The following is a 26,633-nucleotide window of genomic DNA, read 5'->3' as shown; positions in this document are numbered from 1 at the left end:
TAGCGTGGCGGGTGTTTTGATGAAACCGGCAAGGATACCTCAGATTGTCTCAGCACCAGCACATTGGGCGGAATTGCCCTGGGGTGAATACTACCGCGAAGCGCTTGAGCAGCAGCTTAAGCCCTGGTTCGCGAAAATGTATGGTTTTCACCTGCTTAAGATTGGCAATCTGAGCGCGGAAATCAACACTGAAAGTTGTGGGATTTCACATCAGGTCAACGTTTCGCTGGGGGGCGAGCCGGTTCAGGTGAAGGCCAATCCCTTGCATCTGCCGTTTGCGGAAAAATCCGTGGATGCCTGCCTGCTGGCGCATTCGCTGCCCTGGTGCGACGATCCGCACCGCTTACTGCGCGAAGCCGATCGGGTGCTGATTGACGATGGCTGGCTGGTGATTAGCGGATTCAACCCGATGAGTCTGATGGGCTTGCGCAAGCTGGTGCCGATCCTGCGCCGTACCCCGCCGTACAATAGCCGGATGTTCACTCTGATGCGTCAGCTGGACTGGCTGTCGCTGCTCAACTTTGAAGTGGTGTACCATAGCGGTTTTCAGGTCTTGCCCTGGACGCGGCAGGGCGGGAAGATGCTCAGCACGCATTTTCCGGCGCTGGGCTGTATGCAGCTGATTGTGGCGCGCAAGCGAACCATCCCGCTGACCCTCAATCCCATGAAGCAAAGTAAAGCCAAAACGCGGTTGCGTGCCGCCGTGGGCGCCACGCGTCAATACCGTAAGCCCTGATCAGGCTTCCGGTTTATACCCTACGTCTTCATGCTGCGGATTCATCGCGGCAGCGCGGGCCAGCTCGTCGCAACGTTCGTTTTCGGGATGTCCGGCATGGCCTTTCACCCATTCCCACTGGATTTTATGCTGGCTGAGTGCCGCATCCAGGCGCTGCCAGAGATCGACGTTCTTCACCGGTTTTTTGTCGGCTGTTTTCCAGCCCCGCTTTTTCCAGTTATGGATCCACTGGGTGATCCCCTGGCGTACATACTGGCTGTCGGTGCTCAGCACAATATCGCAGTGCTCTTTCAGCGCCTCGAGAGCCACAATCGCGGCCATCAGCTCCATACGGTTGTTGGTGGTCAGGCGATAGCCTTCGTTGAAGGTTTTTTCGTGTTCGCGATAACGCAAAATCGCACCGTAGCCCCCCGGGCCCGGGTTGCCGAGGCACGATCCGTCGGTGTAAATCTCTACCTGTTTACGCATCCTGGCAGACATCCTGTAATCAAAACGATAAGTCTGACATAAATGGACTTAGTCAGCACAGCAAATTGGCGTCATTGCGAATTAGCCTTTGAACGCCTGGTCAGGTTGTTTACAATGTCGCCGTTGAACAGAGCAGGTTTTCAGAATGAGTATTGCAGACACACATAACGCTGACAGGATCATCGTCCTCGATACCGAAACCACGGGTATGAACCAGATCGGTGCTCACTATGAAGGGCACAAGATCATTGAGATCGGTGCGGTAGAGGTGATCAACCGCCGTCTTACCGGCAATAACTTCCACGTCTACCTGAAGCCAGACCGGCTGGTGGACCCGGAAGCCTTTGGCGTTCACGGTATCGCAGATGAATTCTTGCTGGATAAACCCACCTTTGCTGACGTCGCCGATGAATTCATCGACTACATCAAAGGCGGCGAGCTGGTGATCCATAACGCCTCGTTTGATATCGGCTTTATGGACTATGAATTCAGCAAGCTCAACCGCGGCCTGCCGAAGACCGACACCTTCTGTAAAGTCACCGACAGTCTGGCGATGGCGAGAAGGATGTTCCCCGGCAAGCGTAACAGCCTCGATGCGTTGTGCTCGCGCTATGAAATAGACAACAGCAAACGAACCCTGCACGGGGCATTACTCGATGCCCAGATCCTGGCCGATGTCTACCTGATCATGACCGGCGGTCAGACAGCGCTGGCCTTTAACGCCGATAATGATTCACAGCAGCAGGTCGGGGAGGGCGAAATCCAGCGCATTATTCGTCAGTCCAGCGCCTTACGCGTTATTCTTGCCAACGATGAAGAGCTACTGGCGCATGAATCACGTCTGGATCTGGTGCAGAAGAAGGGCGGAAGCTGCCTCTGGCGCGCTTAAAGGCGGCGGGAATGCTGGTAAAATAACCGTTTGGATCGTTTTTGCAGCAAACGATTCAAAAGCAGAGAAAAAGCATTGACGGGATCGGAGGCAAACCGTAATATCTGCCTCGTTCCCAAGGGAACACAGCGGAGCGGTAGTTCAGTCGGTTAGAATACCTGCCTGTCACGCAGGGGGTCGCGGGTTCGAGTCCCGTCCGTTCCGCCACTATTCAGAAGGCCTGAATCAGCAATGATTCAGGCCTTTCTCATTTTATCGCGCCGCTGATTTCGCCGGGCAGGCCACTCTGGTGCCGCCCGGCAGATGTTTAGTTAATGCTAAACGGATCCGCATCCTGCCATGCAGGAAATTTTTCCCGATACTCTCTCAGTGCCGTCAGCGACAGCTCGGCGTCAATGCGCGTCGCATGGTGCGGCTCTGCGGTGGCGATGATCTCCCCCTGCGGGTTAATCACCCGGCTGTCACCGCGATAGTGATGCCCGTTGCCGTCGGTACCGACCCGGTTGCAGCCTGCCACATAAGCCTGGTTCTCAATCGCCCGTGCGGTCAGCAATGCCTGCCAGTGCAGCGAGCGTGGGGCTGGCCAGTTAGCGACGTACAGCGCCAGGTCGTAATCGTTACGGTTACGCGACCACACCGGGAAGCGCAGGTCGTAACAGACTAACGGCAGAATGCGCCAGCCGCGCCACTCAAACACCAGCCGCGCGTTACCCGCTTCATAATGCTGGTGTTCATCCGCCATACGGAACAGGTGGCGCTTGTCGTAGAAGTGCACCTTGCCCTCGGGCTCAACCAGCAGAAAACGGTTTACCGGCCCGCGTTCGGTCTGCAGCGCGGCGCTCCCGGCGATTAACGCCTGGGTTTGCTGGGCTCTGGCCTGCATCCAGGCGACCACATCCTCCTGCGGCAGGGACTGTTTTGCCGCTTCCATGGCAAAGCCGGTAGTGAACATTTCCGGCAGGATAATGATGTCGCGCCCGGCGATCCCCTCCAGCTGACGATCAAAATGGCGCAGGTTGGCGGGGCCATCCATCCACACCAGCGGTTGTTGCAAAAGCGTAATCTTCAAACCAGGCACAGTAAGACTCCTCGAAAAACCACATTTTGACACTGTAGCACGACAATCAGAGAAACGGGTGGCAATAAAAAACCCCGCACCAGGCGGGGTTGTTTAGCCCTGAAACCGGTTATGCGGCTTCAGGTTTACGGACGACTTCTGTCAGCTTTACCGGCTGCGTTGCCAGCTCTTCCGGCTCGAAATCATCTACGTTAATGCTGCGCAGACGGCTCTCTTCGGCTTTCACCAGCAGAGCCGCTTCATCTTTACTGATAATGCCACCCGCCAGGGCCTGTTTCGCCAGCTCATCCAGACGGGTGAACGGCAGGTTTTTGCCCAGCTGTTTGCAGATCTTCTGATGAATCGGATCGGCCGCCATCACATCCAGCAGCGCCTCTTCCAGCAGACCCACCGGGTTATGCTCGGTTGGCTCAAGATACTGACCGCGACCGATGCGGGAGCGGGTTGCACTCGGTACCTGCAGGATCTTCGCCACTTTATGATCCAGCTTATCGGACGGTGCCAGATAGTGACGACCGGTCGGGAAGATGACCACGCGCAGGGCACCCGCGACAAAGCGGTTCGGGAAGTTCACCAGCAGATCGTCAATCGCCTGTTCCGCCTGATAGAGCGCATCCTGCACGCCCCAGTGTACCAGCGGCAGATCCGCCTCATGACGGCCTTCATCGTCGTAGCGTTTCAGTACCGCCGAGGCGAGGAAGATCTGGCTCAGCACATCGCCCAGACGCGCGGAGATACGTTCCCGGCGCTTCAGGCTGCCGCCCAGCACCGCCATCGACACGTCGGAGAGCAGCGCAAGGTTGGCACTCAGACGGTTCAGATGCTGATAGTAACGACGGGTGGCATCGCCGGTTGGCGTGGAGCTGGTCAGGCCGCGGGTCAGACCCAGCCAGAAGCTGCGCACCTTGTTGCTGCCCACGTGACCGATATGTTTGAACAGCAGCTTGTCGAAGGCATCCACGTCGTTATTCTGCGCGGCAGCCATCTCTTCCAGCACGTACGGATGGCAGCGGATTGCGCCCTGACCGAAGATCATCATGCTGCGGGTGAGGATGTTGGCCCCTTCCACGGTGATGGCAATAGGTGCGCCCTGATAGCCGCGCGCCAGGAAGTTGCCTTCGCCGAGCATAATGCCTTTACCGCCTGCGATATCCATCGCGTCAATGATTGACTGCTGCGCGCGGTGGGTACAGTGGTACTTCACAATCGCCGACAGTACGGCCGGTTTTTCGCCCAGCATAATGCCGTAGGTAATCAGGGAAGCAGCGGCATCCATCACGTAGGCGTTGCCTGCGATACGCGCCAGCGGCTCTTCAATCCCTTCCATCTTACCGATAGAGACTTTGAACTGACGGCGGATGTGGGCGTAAGCGCCAATCCCCATCGCCACCGATTTCAGACCGCCGGTTGAGTTCGACGGCAGGGTAATGCCGCGGCCAACCGACAGACATTCCACCAGCATACGCCAGCCCTGACCGGCCATTTTCGGACCGCCGATGATGTAGTCAATCGGCACGAAGATATCCTGACCGCGGGTCGGACCGTTCTGGAACGGCACGTTCAGCGGGAAGTGGCGACGACCAATTTCCACGCCCGGGGTAGAGGTGGGGATCAGCGCACAGGTAATGCCCAGATCTTCTTCGCCACCCAGCAGTTTTTCCGGGTCGGAGAGTTTAAAGGCCAGACCCAGCACGGTAGCGATGGGCGCCAGCGTAATGTAGCGTTTGTTCCAGGTGAGGCGCATGCCCAGCACCTGCTCACCCTGCCAGTCGCCCATGCAGACCACGCCGGTATCCGGAATGGCACCGGCATCGGAACCCGCTTCCGGGCTGGTCAGTGCGAAACAAGGGATTTCCAGACCGCGAGCCAGGCGCGGCAGGTAGTGATCTTTCTGCTCTTCGGTACCGTAATGTTGCAGCAGTTCGCCCGGGCCTAAGGAGTTAGGCACGCCAACGGTGATCGCCAGGATCCCGGAGACGCCAGACAGTTTTTGCAGCACGCGAGCCTGAGCGTAAGCGGAGAACTCCAGCCCGCCGTACTCTTTCTTGATGATCATCGCGAAGAAGCGATGCTCTTTTAAAAATGCCCACAGTTCCGGCGGCAGATCGGCCATCTCATGGGTGATGGCAAAGTCGTTGGCCATGCGGCACGCTTCTTCCACCGGGCCGTCAATAAAGGCCTGCTCTTCTGCAGTGAGGCGCGGCTGCGGGTAGTTATGCAGCTTTTTCCAGTCAGGATTACCCTGGAACAGGTCGCCTTCCCACCAGGTGGTACCCGCATCAATCGCCTCTTTCTCTGTGCGCGACATCGGCGGCATCACTTTACGGAAGCCACGGAATACCGGAGCAGAAATCAGCGACTTACGCATGGAGCGGACGTTAAACGGCACCAGGATGATCGCCAGCGGGACCAGCACCCAGGTCGTCCAGATGCCGGCAACGCCAAGCGCAGCGGTCCAGGCCAATAAAATAAAGCTGCTCAGAATTAAGCTGACCCGGTGATAGAACAACACCCCGAGCAGAACAACCGATAAGAGAATACTTAAAATCATCATAAAGAAATGCTCCCTGTCTTGTAGGAGGTCTGACCACTTGTGATGATATGGTTGTAGTGGATGTTATTTCTTTTAGCAATGCATTCACAAAATAATTACAACCTGGTTCACATTGTTCATGTTTTACGCGGCACAAAAGCGCAAAACGGCTGCCGATTCATGCGGCTTTAGCTTCTCGCTTTTCCCGCTATCCGGTAAACTTGCTCTGTTATTTCATCAATACTGAAGGATTATCCTCATGTACCAGGATCTTATTCGTAACGAACTGAACGAAGCGGCGGAAACGCTGGCTAACTTTCTGAAAGATGAAGCCAATATTCACGCTATTCAGCGCGCGGCGGTCCTGCTGGCCGACAGCTTCAAAGCGGGCGGTAAAGTGCTCTCCTGCGGCAACGGCGGTTCACATTGTGATGCCATGCACTTTGCCGAAGAGCTGACCGGTCGTTATCGTGAAAACCGCCCGGGCTATCCGGCGATTGCGATCTCTGACGTCAGCCACATCTCCTGCGTGGGCAATGACTTCGGTTACGATCACATCTTCTCCCGCTATGTTGAAGCGGTGGGGCGTGAAGGGGATGTCCTGCTGGGGATTTCCACCTCCGGCAACTCCGGCAACGTGATCAAGGCGATTGAAGCGGCGCGTGAGAAGGGGATGAAAGTCATCACCCTGACTGGCAAAGACGGCGGCAAAATGGCAGGTACGGCGGATATCGAAATTCGCGTGCCACACTTCGGTTACGCTGACCGTATTCAGGAAATTCACATCAAAGTGATCCACATTCTGATTCAGTTAATTGAAAAAGAGATGGTCAAGTAAGACTTCGCTGGGGGCATATCGCCCCCGCTGTTGTGGAGGTGATATATGTGCGAACTGCTCGGGATGAGCGCCAATGTGCCAACCGATATCTGCTTTAGTTTCACCGGGCTGGTGCAGCGCGGTGGAGGAACCGGGCCGCATAAAGACGGCTGGGGTATCACCTTCTATGAAGGGAAAGGCTGTCGCACGTTCAAGGATCCACAACCCAGCTTCAACTCTCCGATTGCCAAACTGGTGCAGGATTATCCGATTAAATCCCGCTCGGTGGTGGCCCACATTCGCCAGGCCAACCGCGGTGAAGTCGCGCTGGAAAACACCCATCCGTTTACCCGCGAGCTGTGGGGTCGCAACTGGACCTACGCCCATAACGGCCAGCTGAGCGGCTATAAGTCGCTGGAGACCGGCAACTTCCGCCCGGTGGGGGAAACCGACAGTGAAAAGGCCTTCTGCTGGCTGCTGCATAAGCTGACCGAGCGCTACCCACGTACCCCCAGCAACATGACCGCGGTATTTAAATACATTGCCTCGCTGGCGTCCGAGCTTCGTGAGAAGGGTGTGTTCAACATGCTGCTGTCTGACGGGCGCTACGTGATGGCGTTCTGCTCCACGAACCTGTTCTGGATCACCCGGCGGGCACCGTTCGGCGTGGCAAAGCTGCTGGATCAGGATGTGGAAATTGATTTTCAGACAGAGACCACACCGAACGATGTGGTCACTGTGATTGCGACGCAGCCGCTGACGGGCAACGAAACCTGGCAAAAGATTATGCCAGGTGAGTGGATCTTATTTTGTCTCGGGGAGCGCGTAGTTTGACGCCAGCTGTGGCTGGACGACTTCGTGGCTCAACGGCTTGCTGACCACGTAACGTCCATCCACCACTGAAACGGTCGGCGGCTTACGCGTCTGCTGGAAGTAGTCATAGCCCGGCTTCAGCTGATTCCAGAAATCTGCATAGTAGGACCTTTTGTGACGCGCCATATTGGCGTCGGTCATCCGGAACGGATAGATGCTCACCTGCACCGCAGACTGGCCAAACACCAGCGCGCCGGTAACAAACTGGAAGATCTCATCAATCCCGCTGTCGGTCATGGCATAGCAACCCACCGAAACACAGGCACCGTGGATCATCAGGTATTTACCGTCATAACCATGGGCACGGTCATAGGCATTCGGGAAGCCGATATTGATGGCTTTATAGAAGCGGCTATCCGGTTTTAGCTGGCTACGCTGAACGCTGTAGAACCCCTCCGGGCTTTTGAAATCGCCCTGACGCTGTTTCGGGCCAAGGCCACCGGAGTAGTTGCAGATTTTATAGCTGTCGAGCAGCTGATACGTCTCACCCATCTTCACGAACAGGTCTAACGTGCGCTCTTCCTTAAAGATCTGGATATAGACCGGAGAGCCCATCAACTGCTGCTTGTATTCTTTGCTAACGGGCGTCGTGGAGCTGTTGCTGCTGAGTAGCCCGGCAAACGAAACGCACGGAATAAGAAGCATCGCAATGAACAATGCGATTTTACGCATACTACATGTTCCTTGATAAAACCTAACCAACTTGCCAGGACGGCAAAAGAGATCCCAAATCAGATTAATCTGTATGAGGCGTGCTCACATTAGCACCACTGCATTTTTTCGCAAGCGTCAGCACGTCGGTTTACAAAATAGTTTTACCTTATAACCTGGATTGCCCGCGCTGGCTTTGAGAACTTTGCGTAATCGGTCGCATTTTAGCACCCGCCGCTGCGTTATCGCTGCCGCCCGATCGGTGAAAATGGTACACTGCGCCCGTCTTATGACCGAAGGGTAAGAAAGGACGCTTTTTCAGGATCATCCGCGATCCTGCTGCTCACACAGGCGAGTTCTCGCCGCCTTTCTTCATCCTGTGCAACGACTTCTGACTCGTCCGGCTTTCTGACCGGAACGGTTATTCATGGATATCAACTAACACTATGATTAGAATAAGAAAAGGACTTGATTTGCCGATTTCCGGCATCCCCGTACAGCAAATTTCGCCCTGTACGCCCCCCCGCCATGTGGCGATCCTCGGTGACGACTACGTGGGTATGCGTCCCACCATGCTGGTGCAGGAAGGCGACAGCGTCATAAAAGGCCAGCCGCTCTTCGAAGATAAAAAAAATCCCGGCGTTCTCTTCACCGCCCCCGCCAGCGGGACCATCACGGCTATCCATCGCGGTGAGCGTCGGGTGCTGCAATCGGTGGTCATCCGCCTGGAAGGCGATCGCCAGCGCGAGTTTACCCGCCACGATATAGTCGATCTGCCCACGCTTTCCCGCCAGGCGGTGCAGGCGCAGCTGCTGGAATCAGGCTTGTGGACGGCGCTGCGTACCCGTCCCTTCAGCAAAACCCCGGTGCCCGATACCGTCCCGGCCGCCATTTTTGTCACCGCCATGGACACCAACCCGCTCAGCGCCGATCCGCAGCCCCTTATTCTGGCGCAGCGTCAGGCATTTGATGCCGGGCTGACTATCCTGACGCGCCTGACCGAGGGCAAAGTGCATGTCTGCCAGGCGGGCGGCGGCAAGCTGGGTGGCCACCCACAGGGGAAGGTGACCTTCAATGCCTTTACCGGGCCGCATCCGGCAGGGCTGCCCGGAACGCACATTCATTTCCTGGAGGCCGTCAGTCTGACCAAACAGGTTTGGCATCTGAATTACCAGGACGTTATCGCCATCGGCAAACTGTTCACTACCGGCGAGCTTTGCACCGAGCGGGTTATCGCCCTGGGCGGCCCGCAGATGCGCAACCCGCGTCTGGTGCGCACCTGTCTGGGCGCAGACATCAATGACCTGCTGGTGGACGAAACCCTGGACGGCGAAAACCGTCATATTTCGGGCTCGGTACTGAGCGGCAGGCATGCCACAGGCGCGCAGGCGTATCTCGGGCGCTTTCATTTACAGGTCAGCGTGGTGAGAGAGGGGCGTGAGAAAGAGCTGTTCGGCTGGGTGATGCCCGGCAGAGAGAAGTTCTCCGTGACCCGCACCACGCTGGGCCACTTCCTGCGCAACAAGCTGTTTAACTTCTCCACCGATACTAACGGCGGCGAGCGGGCGATGGTGCCCATCGGCAACTACGAGCGCGTGATGCCGCTCGACATCCTGCCGACCCTGCTGCTGCGCGATCTGCTGGCGGGCGATACCGACGGCGCTCAGGCGCTGGGCTGCCTCGAGCTGGATGAAGAAGATCTGGCGCTGTGCACCTACGTTTGCCCTGGTAAATACGAATACGGACCCGTATTGCGCGAGGTGTTAACCCGCATTGAGCAGGAAGGATAACTGATGGGCCTGAAACATCTTATTGAAAAGCTGGAGCCGCATTTTACCCACGGCGGCAAGCTGGAAAAGTACTACCCGCTGTTTGAAGCGACCGCGACGCTCCTTTATACGCCTGGACAGGTCACCAAAGGGGCCGCGCACGTACGCGACGCCATCGACCTCAAGCGCATGATGATCCTCGTCTGGTTCGCGGTGTTCCCGGCGATGTTCTGGGGCATGTACAACGTCGGTCTGCAGACCCTACCGGCGCTGACGCATCTTTATGATGCCCAGCAGCTGCCGCAGATTATCGCCGGCAACTGGCACTACCGGGTGGCGCAGATGCTGGGCGTCAGCTTCACCTCTGATGCCGGTTGGATCAGCATGATGACGCTGGGGGCGGTCTATTTCCTGCCCATCTACCTGACGGTATTTCTGGTAGGTGGCTTCTGGGAAGTGCTGTTCGCAATTATCCGCAAGCACGAGATCAACGAAGGCTTCTTTGTCACCTCCATTCTGTTCGCCCTGATCGTCCCGCCAACCTTGCCGCTGTGGCAGGCGGCGATGGGCATCAGCTTTGGCGTGGTGATGGCGAAGGAGATCTTCGGCGGTACCGGACGCAACTTCCTCAACCCGGCTCTTGCCGGACGCGCGTTCCTGTTCTTTGCCTACCCGGCGCAAATCTCCGGCGATCTGGTCTGGACGGCGGCGGACGGCTTCTCCGGGGCGACGCCGCTGTCGCAGTGGGCTGCCCACGGCGGCGAGGCGCTGGTCAACAACGCCACAGGCCAGCCGGTCAGCTGGTTCGATGCCTTTATCGGCACCATCCCGGGCTCTGTTGGTGAAGTCTCTACGCTGATGATCCTGATTGGCGGTGCCATCATTCTGTTTGGCCGCGTCGCCTCCTGGCGCATTGTGGCGGGCGTGATGCTCGGCATGATCCTCACCGCCACGCTGTTTAACCTGATTGGCTCGGCGACTAACCCGATGTTCGCCATGCCGTGGTACTGGCATCTGGTGCTGGGCGGTTTTGCCTTCGGCATGATGTTTATGGCCACCGACCCGGTTTCAGCCTCCTTTACCGACAAAGGCAAATGGTGGTACGGCGCGCTGATTGGCGTGATGTGCGTGCTTATCCGCGTCGTGAACCCGGCCTATCCGGAAGGGATGATGCTGGCGATCCTGTTCGCCAACCTGTTTGCGCCGCTGTTCGATTACCTGGTGGTGCGGGCCAACATCAAACGGAGGAAGGCGCGTGGCTGAGATAAAAAATAATGACAGCATCGGCAAGACGCTGATGGTGGTCGTGGTGCTGTGTCTGGTCTGCTCCATCGTGGTGGCAGGCTCTGCGGTGGGCCTCAAGTCCCGCCAGCAGGAGCAACGCGCCCTCGATAAGCAGCGTAACATTCTGGCGGTGGCGGGGCTGATGCAGGGCGAGATGAGCGCCGACGATGTGGCGCAGGTCTTTGCTGAACGCATCACGCCGCGTCTGGTGGATCTCAATACCGGCGAGCTGCTGAAGAGCGATCCGTCCAGCTACAACCAGGCGCAGGCGCTGAAAGATCCGCAGCGCAGCACCGAACTGGACGCCAGCCAGGATCCGGCAGGCATCAAGCGCCGCAGCAATACGGCGGAGATCTACCTGGTACACGATGAACAAAAGCGCGTGCAGGAGCTGGTGCTGCCGGTATACGGCAACGGGCTGTGGTCGATGATGTATGCCTTCGTCGCCCTCAACACCGATGGCCGCACGGTGAAAGGCATCACTTATTACGATCAGGGCGAAACCCCGGGGCTGGGTGGTGAAGTGGAAAACCCGACCTGGCGAGCGCAGTTTGTCGGCAAAAAAGTGCTGGATGATAACGGCCAGCCGGCGCTGAAGGTGATGAAAGGGGCCGCGCGTCCGGGGGATGAGTACGCTGTGGATGGCCTTTCCGGGGCCACGCTGACCTCCAACGGCGTGCAGCACAGCTTTGATTTCTGGATGGGTGAGATGGGTTTTGGCCCCTTTCTTAAAAAGGTACGTGAAGGAGAGCTGAACAATGGCTGATGCGGGCGAACTGAAAGAAGTTAAACGGGTTCTTATCGGGCCGCTCATCGCCAACAACCCGATCACCCTGCAGGTGCTGGGGGTCTGTTCGGCGCTGGCGGTCACCACCAAACTGGAAACAGCAGTGGTGATGACCCTGGCCGTCACCCTGGTGACGGCATTTTCCAGCATGTTCATCTCGATGATCCGCCACCACATCCCCAACAGCGTGCGCATCATCGTGCAGATGGCGATCATCGCCTCGCTGGTGATCGTGGTGGATCAGCTTCTGCGGGCCTTTGCTTACGAAACCTCAAAACAGCTGTCGGTGTTTGTCGGTCTGATCATCACCAACTGCATCGTGATGGGGCGTGCAGAAGCCTATGCCATGAAGATGCCGCCGCTGGCGAGCTTTATGGATGGCATCGGCAACGGTCTCGGCTATGGCGTGATCCTGCTGACGGTCGGTTTCCTGCGCGAGCTGATCGGCAGCGGCAAGCTATTTGGCATCACCGTCCTCGACACCGTGCAAAACGGCGGCTGGTATCTGCCGAACGGCCTGTTCCTGCTGGCCCCCAGCGCGTTCTTCATTATCGGTTTGCTGATCTGGGCGGTGAGAACCTGGCGCCCTGAACAGCAGGAAAAGGAGTAACCGACAATGGCTCATTACCTGAGTTTGTTTGTGCGGGCGGTGTTTGTTGAAAACATGGCGCTCGCGTTTTTCCTCGGCATGTGTACCTTCCTTGCGGTCTCCAAAAAGGTATCGACCGCCTTCGGTTTGGGCGTTACTGTTACGGTGGTGCTGGGGCTGTCGGTGCCGATCAACAACCTTGTCTTTAACCTTGTGCTGCGCGATGGCGCGCTGGTGGACGGCGTTGATCTTAGCTTTCTCAACTTCATCACCTTCATTGGGGTGATCGCGGCGCTGGTGCAGATCCTCGAGATGATCCTCGATAAATACTTTCCGTCACTCTACACGGCGCTGGGGATCTTTCTGCCGCTCATCGCCGTGAACTGCGCCATCTTCGGCGGCGTGTCGTTCATGGTGCAGCGTGATTACAACTTCAGCGAGTCGGTAGTGTACGGCTTTGGCTCCGGCATTGGCTGGATGCTGGCTATCGTGACGATGGCGGGCCTGCGCGAAAAAATGAAGTATGCCAACGTGCCGGCCGGGTTGCGCGGCTTAGGGATCACCTTTATCACCACCGGTCTGATGGCGCTGGGCTTTATGTCCTTCTCCGGTGTGCAGCTGTAAGGGCAAAATGTATGGAAATTATACTTGGCGTAGTGATGTTCACGCTGATCGTGCTGGTGCTCTCGGGGCTGATCCTGGTGGCACGATCAAAGCTGGTGAACTCCGGCGACGTGATCATCGAGATTAACGATGAGGCGGATAAGCAGATCCGCACCCCGGCGGGTGACAAGCTGCTCAACACCCTCTCCGGCAATGGCATTTTTATCTCTTCTGCCTGCGGCGGCGGTGGCTCCTGCGGACAGTGCCGGGTCACGGTGAAAGAGGGCGGCGGCGATATTCTGCCGACCGAACTGTCGCACATCAGCAAGCGTGAGGCGAAAGAGGGCTGCCGTCTGGCCTGTCAGGTGGCGGTGCGGCAGAACATGAAGATTGAGCTGCCGGAGGAGATCTTCGGCGTGAAAAAGTGGCAGTGCGAGGTTATCTCTAACGATAATAAAGCCACCTTCATCAAAGAGCTGAAGCTGCGGGTGCCCGATGGTGAAGATGTACCGTTCCGCGCCGGCGGCTACATTCAGATCGAATGCCCGGAACATACTGTGGCTTACAAGGACTTTGACGTGCCGGACGAGTACCGCGGCGACTGGGACAAATTTAACCTGTTCCGCTTTGTCTCTGAGGTGAAAGAGCCGACGCTACGCGCCTACTCCATGGCCAACTACCCGGACGAGAAGGGCATCATCATGCTCAACGTGCGTATCGCCACGCCGCCGCCGGCGGTACCGGATGCGCCGCCGGGGATCATGTCGTCTTATATCTGGTCGCTGAAGCCGGGCGATAAGGTGACTATCTCCGGGCCGTTTGGTGAGTTCTTTGCCAAAGAGACCGACGCGGAAATGGTCTTTATCGGCGGCGGTGCCGGGATGGCGCCCATGCGTTCGCATATTTTCGACCAGCTTAAGCGCCTCGGCAGCCAGCGTAAGATCAGCTTCTGGTACGGTGCCCGTTCGCTGCGGGAGATGTTCTATCAGGAAGAGTTTGAACAGCTGGCGCGGGATAACCCTAACTTCAGCTTCCACATTGCGCTGTCCGATCCGCTGCCGGAAGACAACTGGACCGGCTATACCGGGTTCATCCATAACGTGCTGTATGAAAATTACCTCAAACACCACGCCGCGCCGGAAGACTGCGAATTCTATATGTGTGGCCCGCCAATGATGAACGCCGCCGTCATCAAAATGTTGCAGGATCTTGGCGTGGAAGATGAGAACATCATGCTGGATGATTTTGGAGGCTGATGATGGTGACCTTTCTGCTGACCTTTGCCATCTTTGTGCTGGTGATATTTGGCATGTCGCTCGGCTGGCTGATTAAGCGTAAAAGCATTCAGGGCAGCTGCGGCGGCATCTCCTCGCTGGGGATGGAGAAAATCTGCGACTGCCCGGAGCCCTGCGACGCGCGGAAAAAGCGCATGGAACTCGACGCCCGACGTATTTTGTAGCGAGTAGGCCCGGTAAGGCGAAGCCGCCACCGGGCATTTTCAACCCTCACCGATAGCTGTATACTTATCCAGTCATCAGTGAGGGCTTACTATGCGCAAAATCATCCATGTTGATATGGACTGTTTTTTTGCTGCGGTGGAAATGCGGGACAACCCGGCGTTGCGGGATATCCCCATTGCTATTGGCGGCAGCCGTGTACAACGCGGAGTGATCAGCACCGCGAACTATCCGGCGCGTAAGTTTGGCGTACGTAGCGCCATGCCGACCGCGATGGCGTTAAAACTCTGCCCGCACCTCACCTTATTACCGGGCCGCTTCGAGGCCTATAAAGAAGCGTCCCACCATATTCGCGAGATCTTCTCCCGCTACACCTCCCTGATTGAACCCCTGTCGCTGGACGAAGCCTATCTCGATGTCACCGACAGCCTGCACTGCCATGGCTCCGCTACGCTGATGGCTCAGGAGATCCGCCAGACGATTTTTGATGAGCTGCAGCTCACCGCTTCGGCGGGCATCGCGCCGGTTAAATTTCTCGCCAAAATTGCCTCGGATCTCAATAAGCCCAACGGCCAGTATGTGATCACCCCTGACGAAGTGCCGGCGTTTATCAAAACGCTGCCCCTCGGCAAGATCCCCGGGGTGGGGAAAGTCTCGGCGGCCAGGCTGGAGAGCATGGGGCTGCGCACCTGCGAGGATGTACAAAACAGCGATCTGGCGATGCTGTTAAAGCGCTTTGGTAAGTTTGGCCGGGTGCTGTGGGAGCGCAGCCAGGGCATCGATGAGCGCAACGTTAACAGCGAGCGGCTGCGGAAATCGGTGGGCGTGGAACGCACCCTGGCCGAGGATATCCACGACTGGGCGGACTGCGAAGCCATTATCGTCGGGCAGCTTTATCCTGAGCTTGAGCGGCGGCTGGCAAAGGTCAAACCGGATCTGCTGATTGCCCGCCAGGGGGTGAAACTCAAGTTTAATGACTTTCAGCAAACCACCCAGGAGCACGTCTGGCCGCGGCTGAACAAAGAGGATTTGATTGCCACCGCGAAGAAAGCCTGGGAAGAGCGTCGGGCAGGGCGGGGCGTGCGGCTGGTGGGGTTACATGTCACCCTGCTGGATCCGCAACTGGAGCGGCAACTGGTGCTGGGGCTGTAAAAAAGCCCGGTGGCGCTAACGCTTACCGGGCCTACAAAAGGCGCTTGCCCCGTAGGCCCGGCAAACGCAGTGCCGCCGGGCAACAGACGGCTGATTACTTCGCCGGGATCGCTTTCAGCAGTTCCGTCAGCAGGGTCCAGTAATGGCCCACGCTTTCGATATGCACCTGCTCATCCGGGCTGTGAGGACCGGTAATGGTTGGCCCGATAGAAACCATGTCCATATCCGGGTACGGTTTTTTGAACAGACCGCACTCCAGACCGGCGTGGATCACCTGAATGTTCGGCGTGCTGTTGAACAGACGCTGATAGGTTTCACGCACCAGCGCCATCACCGGGGAGCTCGCATCTGGCTGCCAGCCCGGGTAGCTGCCTTTGGCAACGGTTTTCGCGCCGGACAGTTTGCCGAGAGATTCCAGCATGCTCACCACGTAATCTTTCCCGCTGTCGATCAGGGAGCGGATCAGGCAGATGATCTCTGCGCTGTCGTCAGCCATGGTCACCACGCCGACGTTCAGGGAGGTTTCCACCACGCCTTTCGCCACGTCAGAGTTGCGGATCACACCGTTCGGGGTCGCATTCAGCAGCTGAACAAAGCGGTCGCGGGACTGTTGAGTCAGCGCGGCTTTATCCGTCGTGACCGCTTCCAGCACCACGGTCAGGTTCTTCTCTTTCGCATCCAGTTCGTTTTTCAGGATATCCAGGTAAACGGAAGAGAGCTTTTTCAGCGCATCGGCTTTGTCAGCGGCAACGGCCAGGGTGGCGAAGGCTTCGCGCGGGATCGCGTTACGCAGCGTACCGCCGTTGAAGTCCACCAGACGCAGATCCAGCTCGGCAGCGTGACCGGCGAGGAAACGGGCCAGCAGCTTGTTGGCATTGCCTAAACCTAAGTGAATATCACCGCCGGAGTGGCCGCCTTTCAGCCCTTTCAGCGTCAGCTTGAAGGTCTGGAAGCCCGCCGGGATCGCTTCACGGGTCAGCGGCAGGGTGGAGATAAAGTCGATCCCGCCCGCGCAACCCATGTAGATTTCGCCTTCCTCTTCGGAATCGGTATTGATCAGGATATCCGCCTGCAGCCAGTTCGGTTGCAGACCAAAGGCGCCATCCATACCCGCTTCTTCGGTCATGGTCAGCAGCACTTCCAGCGGACCATGCTCAACGCCATCGTCGGCCAGCACTGCCAGCGCAGAGGCCATACCGATGCCGTTGTCCGCACCCAGAGTGGTGCCGCGGGCTTTGATCCACTCGCCGTCAATGTACGGCTGAATCGGATCTTTGGTGAAATCGTGAACGGTGTCGTTGTTCTTCTGCGGAACCATGTCCAGGTGCGCCTGCAGCACAACCGGTTTACGGTTTTCCATCCCGGCTGTGGCAGGTTTACGGATCAGAATGTTGCCAACCTGGTCGCGCTCGGCGTGCAGCCCTTTTTCCTTCGCCCAGCCCATAATGTGTTCGGCAAGCTGTTCTTCGTGATAAGACGGGTGAGGAATGGAGCAGATCTTGGCAAAAATATCCCACAGCGGTTGTGGCGATAACTGAGACAGTTCAGACACAGTAAGTCTCCTTGTCGATGGCCGGCAGACAATGTTGCAGGTCACGGGGTTAGCAGGTTTAGAGTTACCACAAGTCAGACTTGCGAGGTGGGTTTGAGAATACCACTTTCTCTGGCGGCGGGTAGTATAAAGCAAGTAAAAACTCCGGGCGGAACCGCTTAGCACTGGTTTTTAGTGCTCCAGATCTCTATAATCTCGCGCAACCATTTTCCCCCTCGAACACTTTTTAAGCCGTATATAAACAGGCTGGGACAATTCACATGAGCGAAAAATACATCGTCACCTGGGACATGTTGCAGATTCATGCACGTAAACTGGCTGCACGTCTGATGCCATCTGAACAGTGGAAAGGCATCATCGCGGTTAGCCGCGGTGGCCTGGTACCGGGGGCATTGCTGGCACGTGAGCTGGGTATTCGCCATGTCGATACCGTATGCATCTCCAGCTACGACCACGACAACCAGCGTGAGCTGAAAGTGCTGAAACGCGCCGAAGGCGATGGTGAAGGTTTCATCGTGATTGACGATCTGGTTGATACCGGCGGTACCGCAGTCGCCATCCGCGACATGTATCCAAAAGCGCATTTCGTGACCATCTTCGCTAAGCCGGCAGGTAAGCCGCTGGTTGACGATTATGTGATTGATATCCCGCAGGATACCTGGATCGAACAGCCATGGGATATGGGCGTAGCATTCATCCCACCTATTTCAGGCCGCTAATCCATACATTTTTAACGCCCGGTGATGCCGGGCGTTATTTTTTCGCCTCTGTCGCGTTACAATACCGCCCTCTGACGTATCTTAAGAGGCAGCGCGCAATGTCCCAGGCGAATCTCAGCGAAATTCTCTTCAAGCCAAAATTCAAACATCCGGAAACCTCGACGCTGGTTCGTCGCTTTAATCCTGGCGTACAACCGTCAGTGCAATCGGCGCTGGATGGCAAAAACATCCCGCACTGGTATCGCATGGTTAACCGTCTGATGTGGATCTGGCGCGGCATCGATCCCCGTGAAATTCTGGATGTGCAGGCGCGTATCGTGATGAGCCAGGCCGAACGTACCGACGACGATCTGTACGACACTGTGGTGGGCTATCGCGGCGGCAACTGGATCTACGAGTGGGCAAAACAGGCGATGATCTGGCAGCAAAAGGCGAGTCAGGAAGAGGATCCCCTGTTAAGCGGCAAGCACTGGCTGCATGCCTGTAACCTCTACAGCATCGCGGCTTACCCACACCTCAAAGGCGACGAACTGGCGGAGCAGGCCCAGGCGCTGGCGAACCGCGCCTACCAGGAGGCGGCCCAGCATCTGCCGGGCCAGATGCGTGAACTCACCTTTAACGTACCCGGCGGCCCGGCGGTGACCGGCTTCCTGCATCTGCCACCGGGCGACGGCCCCTTCCCGACGGTGATGATGTGCGGCGGCCTCGACTCGCTACAAACCGATTACTACAGCCTCTATGAGCGCTACTTAGCCCCAAAAGGGCTGGCGATGCTGACCCTCGACATGCCGTCGATCGGTTTCTCATCCAAATGGAAGCTGACTCAGGATTCCAGCTTGCTCCACCAGCATGCCCTGAAAGCGCTGGAACAGAATCCGTGGGTGGATCACACCCGGGTAGCGGCGTTTGGCTTCCGCTTCGGCGCTAACGTCGCCGTGCGTCTGGCCTATCTGGAATCTTCACGCCTGAAAGCGGTAGCCTGTCTGGGGCCGGTAGTGCATGCGCTGTTAAGCGAACCTGCTCGCCAGGGGAACGTGCCGGAAATGTACCTTGACGTGCTGGCCAGTAGCCTCGGCATGCACGATGCCTCCGACGAAGCCCTGCGCGTGGAGCTTAATCGCTACTCGCTGAAAACTCAGGGATTACTGGGCCGCCGGTGTCCCACACCGATGCTCTCCGGCTTCTGGAAAAACGATCCTTTCAGCCCGGAGGAGGAGTCCCGCTTAATCACCTCGTCATCTGTCGACGGTAAGCTGCTGGAGGTGCCGTTCAGCCCGGTGTATGAGAATTTTGACAAGGGATTGCAGCAGATTACGCAGTGGATCCATCAGAGATTGTGTTAATAGATTGCTAATTTCTTAAGGTTTGGTACAACAGTGGCTTCATAAAAGGAGATCGCAATGACGTTACCGAGTGGACATCCGAAAAGTAGAATGATCAAGAAGTTTATGGCTCTTGGCCCCTACATCCGCGAAGAGCAGTGCGAAGAGAATTGCTTTTTTTTCGACTGCCTGGCCGTGTGCGTTAACGTAAAGCCAGCGCCGGAGAAGCGCGAATTCTGGGGATGGTGGATGGAAATGGAAGCCGAAGCATCACGCTTCACCTATAGCTACCAGTTTGGCCTGTTCGATAAAGAGGGCCACTGGCAGGCGACGGCGATTAAGGATCCGGAAGTGGTCCAGCGCCTGGAGCATACCCTGCGTGAATTCCACGAGAAAGCCCGCACGCTGCTGGCGACGTTCGATCTGAAACTCGAGCCTGCTGATGATTTCACCAACGAGCCGGTGAAGCTGACCGCTTAACCTTCGACGTGAAAAACAGACAATAAAAAAACCCGGCCATCCAGCGCCGGGTTTTTTATTTCGCACAATCAGAACTGGTAGGTCATGCCCAGGGCAACGATATCATCGCTGCTCACGCCCAGTTTATTGTCGTCATCAATCTGGTTGATTTTATAATCAACAAACGCCGACATATTTTTGTTGAAATAATAGGTCGCGCCGACGTCGATATATTTCACGATATCTTCATCACCGATACCTTCAATATCTTTGCCTTTAGACTGGACATAACCCAGGGACGGGCGCAGACCAAAGTCAAACTGATATTGCGCCACGGCTTCGAAGTTCTGCGCTTTATTCGCAAAGCCGCCGGAGATTGGCGTCATATTGCGCGTTTCGGTGTACATGGTGGCCAGGTAAAGGTTATTGGCGTCATATTTCAGACCGGTGCCCCAGGCTTCGGCTTTTTCACCTTCACCACGCGCCAGCAGATTCTGGGCATTGGTGCGGTCAGAGTTGGTGTACGCGCCGCTGATGGCGAAATCGCTGCCGCCGAAATCATAGGTCAGCGCAGTACCGAAACCGTCGCCGTTCTGTTTCTTCGCTTCGCGACCTTCGTTTTTACCCTGATATTGCAGGGTCAGATCCAGGCCATCAATGGCGCCGAAGAAGTCGGTATTACGGTAGGTTGCCAGGCCGCTGGCGCGTTTGGTCATGAAGTTGTCGGTCTGTGCGGAGGAGTCACCGCCGAATTCCGGGAACATATCGGTCCAGGCTTCGACGTCATACAGCGCGCCGAGGTTACGACCGTAATCGATTGAACCGAAGTCCTTCAGCTTAAGACCGGCAAACGCCAGACGGGTTTTTTGCGTCGCGTCGCTTTCGGCTTTATTGCCGGAGAATTCCGCTTCCCAGCGACCATAACCGGTCAGTTGTTCGTTAACCTGAGTTTCGCCTTTAAAGCCGAAACGCACGTAAGTCTGGTCGCCATCTTTAGCGTCATCATCGCTGATATAACGCATGGCTTTTACTTTCCCGTACACGTCCAGTTTATTGCCGTTCTTATTAAATACTTCGGCTGCCTGTACAGATGAAGATGCTACGACGCCCATTACCACTAATGCCAGAGTACTCTTTTTCATTTTCAATCCTGGTTTCTTATAAACGCGCTAATATTCGCTGAACAGTCAGCTCATGCTTATGTTCCGTGAAAAAACAGGAAGGGTTTTAACGTGATGAAATGAACGTTTTATGACAAATACAGAATAAGTTTAAAAAACTGTGTTTTTTTATTTCAGTAATAAAAGTGTCAACGTTTGCCGCTACGCTTCCTGATCCCGCGCAACAAAGTCGTCGCCTGTGAGTGAAGGCGGTTGGCAACGGGCTCCAGTCCTGATAAAAAGTCTGATTGATATCATTTCCCTTATTGTTGAATGGCAGAGAATCATGAGTGACAGCCAGACGCTGGTGGTAAAACTCGGTACCAGTGTGTTAACAGGCGGATCGCGCCGCCTTAATCGCGCCCACATTGTCGAACTGGTCCGCCAGTGCGCACAGCTGCATGCCGCAGGGCACCGTATTGTGATTGTGACCTCCGGGGCGATTGCCGCCGGACGTGAGCACCTGGGTTACCCCGAACTCCCCGCCACCATTGCCTCCAAGCAGCTGCTGGCGGCGGTAGGGCAGAGCCGCCTGATTCAACTCTGGGAACAGCTGTTCTCTATCTACGGCATCCACGTCGGTCAGATGCTGCTGACCCGCGCCGATATGGAAGACCGCGAACGTTTCCTCAACGCCCGCGATACCCTGCGCGCGCTGCTGGATAACAACATCGTGCCGGTGATTAACGAAAACGATGCGGTCGCCACCGCAGAAATTAAGGTCGGCGACAACGATAACCTTTCGGCGCTGGCCGCGATTCTGGCGGGTGCCGATAAACTGCTGCTGCTCACCGATCAACAGGGGCTGTTCACCGCCGACCCGCGCACCAACCCGCAGGCAGAACTGATCACCGATGTGAAAGGCATCGACGATGCGCTGCGCGCCATTGCGGGCGACAGCGTGTCGGGCCTCGGCACCGGCGGCATGGGCACCAAACTGCAGGCCGCCGACGTGGCGTGCCGGGCCGGGATTGACACCATCATCGCCGCGGGCAGCCGTCCGGGCGTGATTGGTGATGTGATGGAAGGCATTTCGGTCGGCACCCGTTTCCACGCCGAAGCCACCCCGCTGGAAAACCGTAAACGCTGGATTTTCGGCGCACCGCCTGCCGGGGAGATCACCGTTGATGAAGGCGCTACTGCTGCGATTCTGGAACGAGGCAGCTCATTGCTTCCAAAAGGAATTAAAAACGTGACAGGCAACTTCTCTCGTGGTGAAGTGATCCGTATCTGTAATCTGGAAGGGCGCGACATTGCCCATGGCGTCTGCCGCTATAACAGCGACGCGCTGCGCCGTATTGCAGGCCACCATTCACAGCAGATCGACGCCATTCTCGGCTATGAGTATGGCCCGGTTGCTGTCCATCGCGACGATATGATCACCCGTTAAGGAGCAGGACATGCTGGAACAAATGGGCGCCGCTGCCAAAGCCGCCTCGTACAAACTGGCGCTCCTTTCCAGCCGCGAGAAAAACCGCGTGCTGGAAAAAATCGCAGAGTATCTCGAAGCCCAGTCTCACGAGATTTTGCTCGCTAACGAGCAGGATCTGTTAGAAGCCCGCCGCAACGGCCTGAGCGAGGCGCTGCTCGATCGCCTGGCCTTAAACCCCGCGCGCCTGAAAAGCATTGCCGACGACGTGCGTCAGGTGTGCAGCCTCGCCGATCCGGTCGGGCAGGTGATTGACGGCGGACTGCTGGACAGCGGCCTGCGCATTGAACGTCGCCGCGTGCCGCTTGGGGTGATCGGCGTGATCTACGAAGCGCGCCCGAACGTCACCGTTGATGTCGCCTCCCTGTGCCTGAAAACCGGCAACGCCGCGATCCTGCGCGGCGGGAAAGAGACATGGCGCACTAACGCCGCAACGGTAAAAGTGATCCAGCAGGCGCTGGAGGAGTGCGGCCTGCCGGCCGGGGCGATTCAGGCGATTGAAAACCCGGATCGTGCCCTGGTGAACGAAATGCTGCGCATGGACAAATACATCGACATGCTGATCCCGCGCGGCGGGGCAGGGTTGCACAAGCTGTGCCGTGAGCAGTCGACCATCCCGGTGATCACCGGCGGTATCGGCGTATGCCACATCTTTGTGGATGACACCGCCGGGTTCGACCCGGCCCTTAACGTCATCGTTAACGCCAAAATCCAGCGTCCGAGTGCCTGTAACTCGGTGGAGACAGTGCTGGTGCATCAGGACATCGCTGACACCTTCCTGCCTGCGCTGAGCAAGCAGATGGCAGAGAGCGGCGTCATCCTGCACGCCGATGCCAACGCGCTGACGCTGCTGAAAGATGGCCCGGCGAAGGTTGAGGAAGTGAAAGCAGAACAGTACGACGACGAGTTCCTGTCGCTGGATCTGAACGTGAAGGTGGTGGCCGATCTGGACGACGCCATCGCCCATATCCGCGCCCACGGCACCCAGCACTCGGACGCGATCCTTACCCGCACCCTGAGCAATGCCAACCGCTTTGTGAACGAAGTGGATTCATCTGCCGTGTACGTGAACGCCTCCACCCGCTTTACCGACGGCGGCCAGTTTGGCCTCGGTGCGGAAGTGGCGGTCAGCACCCAGAAGCTGCACGCGCGTGGCCCGATGGGGCTGGAAGCGCTGACCACCTACAAGTGGATCGGCTTCGGCGACGACACCATTCGGGCGTGATCCTCCACGCGGGCGGCGTCTGCTGCCCGCGTTATCACGGTAATTTCTGCTCCATCCGTTCCTGTGCCGCCGAGTCCAGCGCGGCAATTTGTTCCTGTAACGCCGTCAGGCTGAGCGGCCTGCTGATTAAGTAGCCCTGGGTTTCATCGCACTTCATCATCATCAGCTTCTGCAACTGCCCTTCGGTCTCCACCCCTTCTGCCGTAATACTCAGCGAGAACGCTTTGCCGAGACCGATAATATTCTCGACGATGGTATTGGCGCTGTCGCTGTCCGGCATGCCGTCGATAAAGGATTTATCCAGCTTGATGCCATCGAACGGGAAATTGCGCAGATAGCTCAGGGAGGAGTAGCCGGTGCCGAAATCATCCATCAGCAGCTTCACGCCCAGTTTCTTCAGCGCCAGCATGATTTCGAGGCTGTTTTCCGGATTCCACAGGGTGGCGTTTTCGGTAATTTCGATCTCCAGCCGGGCCGGATCTAACTGCGATGCCTGCAACGCATCCCTGATGCGGTCCACCACCTGCCAGGACTGGAACTCAACGGCAGAGATATTCACCGACACCGAGAGGCCGTGCAGCATCTGCTGCGCGTCCCGACAGGCGGTTTTCAGCACCCAGTCGCTGAGCGGAATAATCAACCCGGTCTCTTCGGCTAGCGAAATAAACTGATCCGGCATGATCAGGCCAAGCTCGGGGTGATCCCAGCGGATGAGCGCCTCCACGGCGATGATCCGCGAGGAGTCATGGCCGTAACGTGGCTGGTAGACCAGACGGAACTGCTCTTTTTTGATGGCATCCCGCAGGCTCGCCTCCATCTCCCGGCGCTGCACCATCTGTTCCGCCATCTCAGGGGTATAAAACACCCATTTGTTGCGTCCGGTGCTTTTGGCTTTGTACAGGGCGATGTCCGAGAAGCGCAGGAGTTCGCCCGCGTCAACGGCATCATGCGGTGCCATGGCGATCCCGATGCTGGCCCCAATCACGATCTCATTTCCGTTGATCAGGAAGGGGCGCGTCAGCTCGGCGATGATGCGTTCGCACAGGGTATCGATGTACCGCCGATCGTGAATGTCGGAGATCACCAGAATAAATTCGTCACCGCCCTGGCGCGCCACCAGATCGTAATCGCGGATGCAGTGTCGGAGCCTGGCTGAGACCTCATGCAGCACGGTATCCCCGGCACCGTGGCCGAACAGATCGTTGACCGGCTTAAACTTATCGAGATCGAGGCTGAGCATCGCCAGCGGATGCACCTGCGTGGGCTGCGCCCGCAGCTTGCCCTCCAGAAACTCGCGCATCCGTACCCGGTTGGGCAGCCCGGTGAGCTCATCATGGCGGGAGAGATACTCCACCCGCGCCTGGGCCTCAACCTCAAGGGTGACATCCGTGGCGGTGCCGCGGTAGCCAGCGATTCCCTCCGGGGTGATCACCGGTTTGATGGCAATATGGCAGTAGCGCTGGTGGCCCATCGCGGAGAGATAGCGGCAGTGCAGCAGGCGGCGATGGCCCGTCTGGCCGGGTAGGGTGATCCACTCCGCCAGCGACTGGTTGTCGGCGGCCATGAACTCGCTGAGCGGACGACCGATCCAGGCTGAGATACTGTGCCCGGTAATGCCGGGAAAACGCTCAGAAAGCCAGGTAAAACGCAGCTCGGGATCGGTCTCCCAGATCCAGTCCGTGGTGGCCTCGGCAACGTCACGAAAACGACGTTCGCTGGCGGTGAGCGCCAGACGGTTCTGGGCCAGCAGGTAGGTGTTTTCATCATACATCCGCGCCTTTTTCAGTGCGTTGCGTCCCAGCAGTACGCCGGGAATGGCGGTACAGAGCGCCAGCAGGATCAGCAGCGGCAGGATATAGCGCAGCAGCTCCCGTCCCGGGTTATCGCTTTTCCACTCAATGGTGATCTGCTGACCGTCAATAGGCAGCGTTGCCACCCCGCGTCGTCCTGCCAGTTTCGGGGCATCCTTGTGCTGCACGCGGGTCTGGGCGATACCGTACTCCTCGCCCAGCGCGATGAGCTTTCGGTCATCCAGCACATCAACAAAAACCAGCACCGAGGCCGGGCCGGAAGCCACAGGGATACTGGCATCGTCACCTGTGGTGATGCGTGCCGCCGCCACCAGCGCCGGATGGCCGTTTTTCATCACCACCGTACTGGACAGAGGGATAGCGTCCGGCTTGTTTAATTTCTGAATCAGCTCAGGCACGGGATCGGCTCCCAGCCAGGATTGCAGCGAGCCCGTCGCCAGCTTGCCGTCAATCACGCTGTAACGGGTCTGCCCGCTGCCGTCCAGCACGAACACACCCTGGTACTCAAAATCGCGCCACAGCGTGGCACCCATATTCTGCCGGGTATAGGCCCAGTCAGTATCCACCCTCGGATGAAGATGCTGGTAGGCTTCACCCCACCAGGCGTAGTCTTTGATATGGGTGGTGAGCGTATCCACGCGGTTATGGATCGCCTTTTCCAGCAGCATGGCGCTGTGCTTATCGCTATCCTGATTGATGTTTCGCACGATGGTCAGCAGCGCGATGATGGCGATGATAAACAGCCCTGTCAGCAGAGAAACCATCAGCAGCAGGGCACGTTTGATGAAGGTCGCCGTTCTTTTAGGCTCCACATCCGCGCCGGATATATCATCGGTGACAAAAAATTTATGCATTAGTTACCCACTCGCTCAGGCATTTCTGTGTTCCGATTAGAATTAGTATCGACCTGTTATGGCGGGGCTTGATTTCAATAAGATAATTTTCAAGATAGCCGATCCTGGAACGAAGAAGGGAGATCGGGTCGCTGGTACGGACAAATAGCCGCAAAATGTGACGAGTATGGGTTATGGAAGAACGAAAGGCGGGCCTTAACCCTTTATTTCGTATGGTTTCTGCGCGTGTTGGTGTAAAAATCAACGACTAAAAGGCGAGGGGTTGACGGGGTGGGCGCTTTTTCTTACCCTTTTACACCGTAGTACCTTTCCTGAAAGCCGATATAGCTCAGTTGGTAGAGCAGCGCATTCGTAATGCGAAGGTCGTAGGTTCGACTCCTATTATCGGCACCATCTAACTTGTTAATTCTGTTTTA

Annotated in this window: 24 protein-coding genes and 2 tRNA genes; 19 read left to right on the top strand and 7 right to left on the bottom strand. The window is 57.1% G+C overall.

The window, feature by feature from the left end; genetic code table 11:
* Positions 1-19: 19 nt before the first annotated feature.
* Positions 20-736 carry a class I SAM-dependent methyltransferase gene (locus WFO70_RS12455; RefSeq protein ID WP_337016525.1) on the top strand — a complete coding sequence of 239 codons (717 nt, stop codon included), beginning with the start codon at positions 20-22 and terminating at the stop codon, positions 734-736.
* Here WFO70_RS12455 and rnhA read toward each other — a convergent pair whose 3' ends face one another.
* Positions 737-1,204: a ribonuclease HI gene (gene rnhA, locus WFO70_RS12450; RefSeq protein WP_103793497.1), complete on the bottom strand. Its 468-nt coding sequence runs from the start codon at positions 1,202-1,204 to the stop codon at positions 737-739.
* Positions 1,205-1,349: 145 nt separating this feature from the next.
* Between rnhA and dnaQ the strand changes: the two genes are divergently transcribed.
* Positions 1,350-2,093, top strand: a complete 744-nt coding sequence (dnaQ, locus tag WFO70_RS12445; RefSeq protein WP_337016523.1) for a DNA polymerase III subunit epsilon — start codon at positions 1,350-1,352, stop codon at positions 2,091-2,093.
* A gap of 130 nt (positions 2,094-2,223) precedes the next feature.
* A tRNA-Asp gene (locus WFO70_RS12440) sits at positions 2,224-2,300 on the top strand.
* Positions 2,301-2,400: 100 nt separating this feature from the next.
* Here the strand turns inward: WFO70_RS12440 and WFO70_RS12435 are convergent.
* Positions 2,401-3,171 (bottom strand): amidohydrolase, encoded by a 771-nt coding sequence (locus WFO70_RS12435; RefSeq protein ID WP_337016521.1) that lies wholly within the window; start codon positions 3,169-3,171, stop codon positions 2,401-2,403.
* A gap of 109 nt (positions 3,172-3,280) precedes the next feature.
* The gene (gene fadE / locus WFO70_RS12430) at positions 3,281-5,725 is read right to left on the bottom strand and encodes an acyl-CoA dehydrogenase FadE (RefSeq protein WP_337016519.1); all 2,445 of its coding nucleotides are present in this window, start codon (positions 5,723-5,725) and stop codon (positions 3,281-3,283) included.
* Between the two features lie 238 nt (positions 5,726-5,963).
* On the opposite strand from fadE, the gene lpcA reads away from it, so the two are divergent.
* Positions 5,964-6,542, top strand: a complete 579-nt coding sequence (gene lpcA / locus WFO70_RS12425; protein ID WP_095280885.1) for a D-sedoheptulose 7-phosphate isomerase — start codon at positions 5,964-5,966, stop codon at positions 6,540-6,542.
* Between the two features lie 45 nt (positions 6,543-6,587).
* A complete protein-coding gene (locus tag WFO70_RS12420) occupies positions 6,588-7,355 on the top strand; it encodes a class II glutamine amidotransferase (protein ID WP_337016514.1) in 768 nt (255 codons plus the stop codon).
* Here WFO70_RS12420 and dpaA read toward each other — a convergent pair.
* Entirely contained in the window at positions 7,326-8,066 is a 741-nt protein-coding gene (gene dpaA / locus WFO70_RS12415; RefSeq protein ID WP_337016512.1) for a peptidoglycan meso-diaminopimelic acid protein amidase, read from the bottom strand. The genes WFO70_RS12420 and dpaA overlap by 30 nt on opposite strands.
* Before the next feature lie 425 nt (positions 8,067-8,491).
* Between dpaA and WFO70_RS12410 the strand changes: the two genes are divergently transcribed.
* From WFO70_RS12410 to dinB, 8 genes are all read left to right on the top strand, one after another.
* The gene (locus WFO70_RS12410; protein WP_337016510.1) at positions 8,492-9,835 is read left to right on the top strand and encodes a Na(+)-translocating NADH-quinone reductase subunit A; all 1,344 of its coding nucleotides are present in this window, start codon (positions 8,492-8,494) and stop codon (positions 9,833-9,835) included.
* Positions 9,836-9,838: 3 nt separating this feature from the next.
* A complete protein-coding gene (locus WFO70_RS12405) occupies positions 9,839-11,077 on the top strand; it encodes an NADH:ubiquinone reductase (Na(+)-transporting) subunit B (protein WP_337016508.1) in 1,239 nt (412 codons plus the stop codon).
* Positions 11,070-11,864 carry a Na(+)-translocating NADH-quinone reductase subunit C gene (locus tag WFO70_RS12400; protein ID WP_337016506.1) on the top strand — a complete coding sequence of 265 codons (795 nt, stop codon included), beginning with the start codon at positions 11,070-11,072 and terminating at the stop codon, positions 11,862-11,864. The genes WFO70_RS12405 and WFO70_RS12400 overlap by 8 nt, the downstream gene beginning before the upstream one ends.
* A complete protein-coding gene (locus tag WFO70_RS12395) occupies positions 11,857-12,495 on the top strand; it encodes an NADH:ubiquinone reductase (Na(+)-transporting) subunit D (RefSeq protein ID WP_032616678.1) in 639 nt (212 codons plus the stop codon). The genes WFO70_RS12400 and WFO70_RS12395 overlap by 8 nt, the downstream gene beginning before the upstream one ends.
* A gap of 6 nt (positions 12,496-12,501) precedes the next feature.
* Positions 12,502-13,098 carry an NADH:ubiquinone reductase (Na(+)-transporting) subunit E gene (nqrE, locus tag WFO70_RS12390; RefSeq protein ID WP_337016504.1) on the top strand — a complete coding sequence of 199 codons (597 nt, stop codon included), beginning with the start codon at positions 12,502-12,504 and terminating at the stop codon, positions 13,096-13,098.
* Between the two features lie 11 nt (positions 13,099-13,109).
* The gene (nqrF, locus tag WFO70_RS12385; protein ID WP_337016502.1) at positions 13,110-14,333 is read left to right on the top strand and encodes an NADH:ubiquinone reductase (Na(+)-transporting) subunit F; all 1,224 of its coding nucleotides are present in this window, start codon (positions 13,110-13,112) and stop codon (positions 14,331-14,333) included.
* Between the two features lie 2 nt (positions 14,334-14,335).
* Complete coding sequence (nqrM, locus tag WFO70_RS12380) at positions 14,336-14,536, top strand: (Na+)-NQR maturation NqrM (protein WP_442913376.1); 201 nt, start codon at positions 14,336-14,338, stop codon at positions 14,534-14,536.
* 91 nt (positions 14,537-14,627) lie between these two features.
* Entirely contained in the window at positions 14,628-15,686 is a 1,059-nt protein-coding gene (dinB, locus tag WFO70_RS12375; RefSeq protein WP_337016498.1) for a DNA polymerase IV, read from the top strand.
* A 94-nt stretch (positions 15,687-15,780) separates the two neighbouring features.
* Here the strand turns inward: dinB and pepD are convergent, their stop codons facing one another.
* On the bottom strand, positions 15,781-17,238 hold the full coding sequence (gene pepD / locus WFO70_RS12370; protein ID WP_337016496.1) for a cytosol nonspecific dipeptidase: 1,458 nt from the start codon (positions 17,236-17,238) through the stop codon (positions 15,781-15,783).
* A 260-nt stretch (positions 17,239-17,498) separates the two neighbouring features.
* Between pepD and gpt the strand changes: the two genes are divergently transcribed.
* From gpt to crl, 3 genes are all read left to right on the top strand, one after another.
* Complete coding sequence (gpt, locus tag WFO70_RS12365; protein WP_337016494.1) at positions 17,499-17,957, top strand: xanthine phosphoribosyltransferase; 459 nt, start codon at positions 17,499-17,501, stop codon at positions 17,955-17,957.
* 98 nt (positions 17,958-18,055) lie between these two features.
* Complete coding sequence (frsA, locus tag WFO70_RS12360; protein ID WP_337016492.1) at positions 18,056-19,300, top strand: esterase FrsA; 1,245 nt, start codon at positions 18,056-18,058, stop codon at positions 19,298-19,300.
* 57 nt (positions 19,301-19,357) lie between these two features.
* Entirely contained in the window at positions 19,358-19,759 is a 402-nt protein-coding gene (gene crl / locus WFO70_RS12355) for a sigma factor-binding protein Crl (RefSeq protein ID WP_337016490.1), read from the top strand.
* A gap of 68 nt (positions 19,760-19,827) precedes the next feature.
* Here the strand turns inward: crl and phoE are convergent, their stop codons facing one another.
* Positions 19,828-20,880 (bottom strand): phosphoporin PhoE, encoded by a 1,053-nt coding sequence (gene phoE / locus WFO70_RS12350; RefSeq protein WP_337016488.1) that lies wholly within the window; start codon positions 20,878-20,880, stop codon positions 19,828-19,830.
* A gap of 304 nt (positions 20,881-21,184) precedes the next feature.
* Between phoE and proB the strand changes: the two genes are divergently transcribed.
* The gene (gene proB / locus WFO70_RS12345; protein ID WP_032616689.1) at positions 21,185-22,288 is read left to right on the top strand and encodes a glutamate 5-kinase; all 1,104 of its coding nucleotides are present in this window, start codon (positions 21,185-21,187) and stop codon (positions 22,286-22,288) included.
* 10 nt (positions 22,289-22,298) lie between these two features.
* On the top strand, positions 22,299-23,552 hold the full coding sequence (gene proA, locus WFO70_RS12340; protein ID WP_337016486.1) for a glutamate-5-semialdehyde dehydrogenase: 1,254 nt from the start codon (positions 22,299-22,301) through the stop codon (positions 23,550-23,552).
* 34 nt (positions 23,553-23,586) lie between these two features.
* On the opposite strand, the gene WFO70_RS12335 is transcribed toward proA, so the two are convergent.
* On the bottom strand, positions 23,587-26,217 hold the full coding sequence (locus WFO70_RS12335; RefSeq protein ID WP_337016484.1) for a bifunctional diguanylate cyclase/phosphodiesterase: 2,631 nt from the start codon (positions 26,215-26,217) through the stop codon (positions 23,587-23,589).
* Between the two features lie 317 nt (positions 26,218-26,534).
* On the opposite strand from WFO70_RS12335, the gene WFO70_RS12330 reads away from it, so the two are divergent.
* A tRNA-Thr gene (locus WFO70_RS12330) sits at positions 26,535-26,610 on the top strand.
* The last annotated feature ends 23 nt before the right edge of the window (positions 26,611-26,633 follow it).

The sequence above is a fragment of the Leclercia sp. AS011 genome (assembly GCF_037152535.1).
Classification (GTDB): Bacteria; Pseudomonadota; Gammaproteobacteria; order Enterobacterales; family Enterobacteriaceae; genus Enterobacter.
The sequence above is the reverse complement of the archived record's forward strand: the minus strand, read 5'-3'. Positions and strand labels throughout refer to the sequence as shown.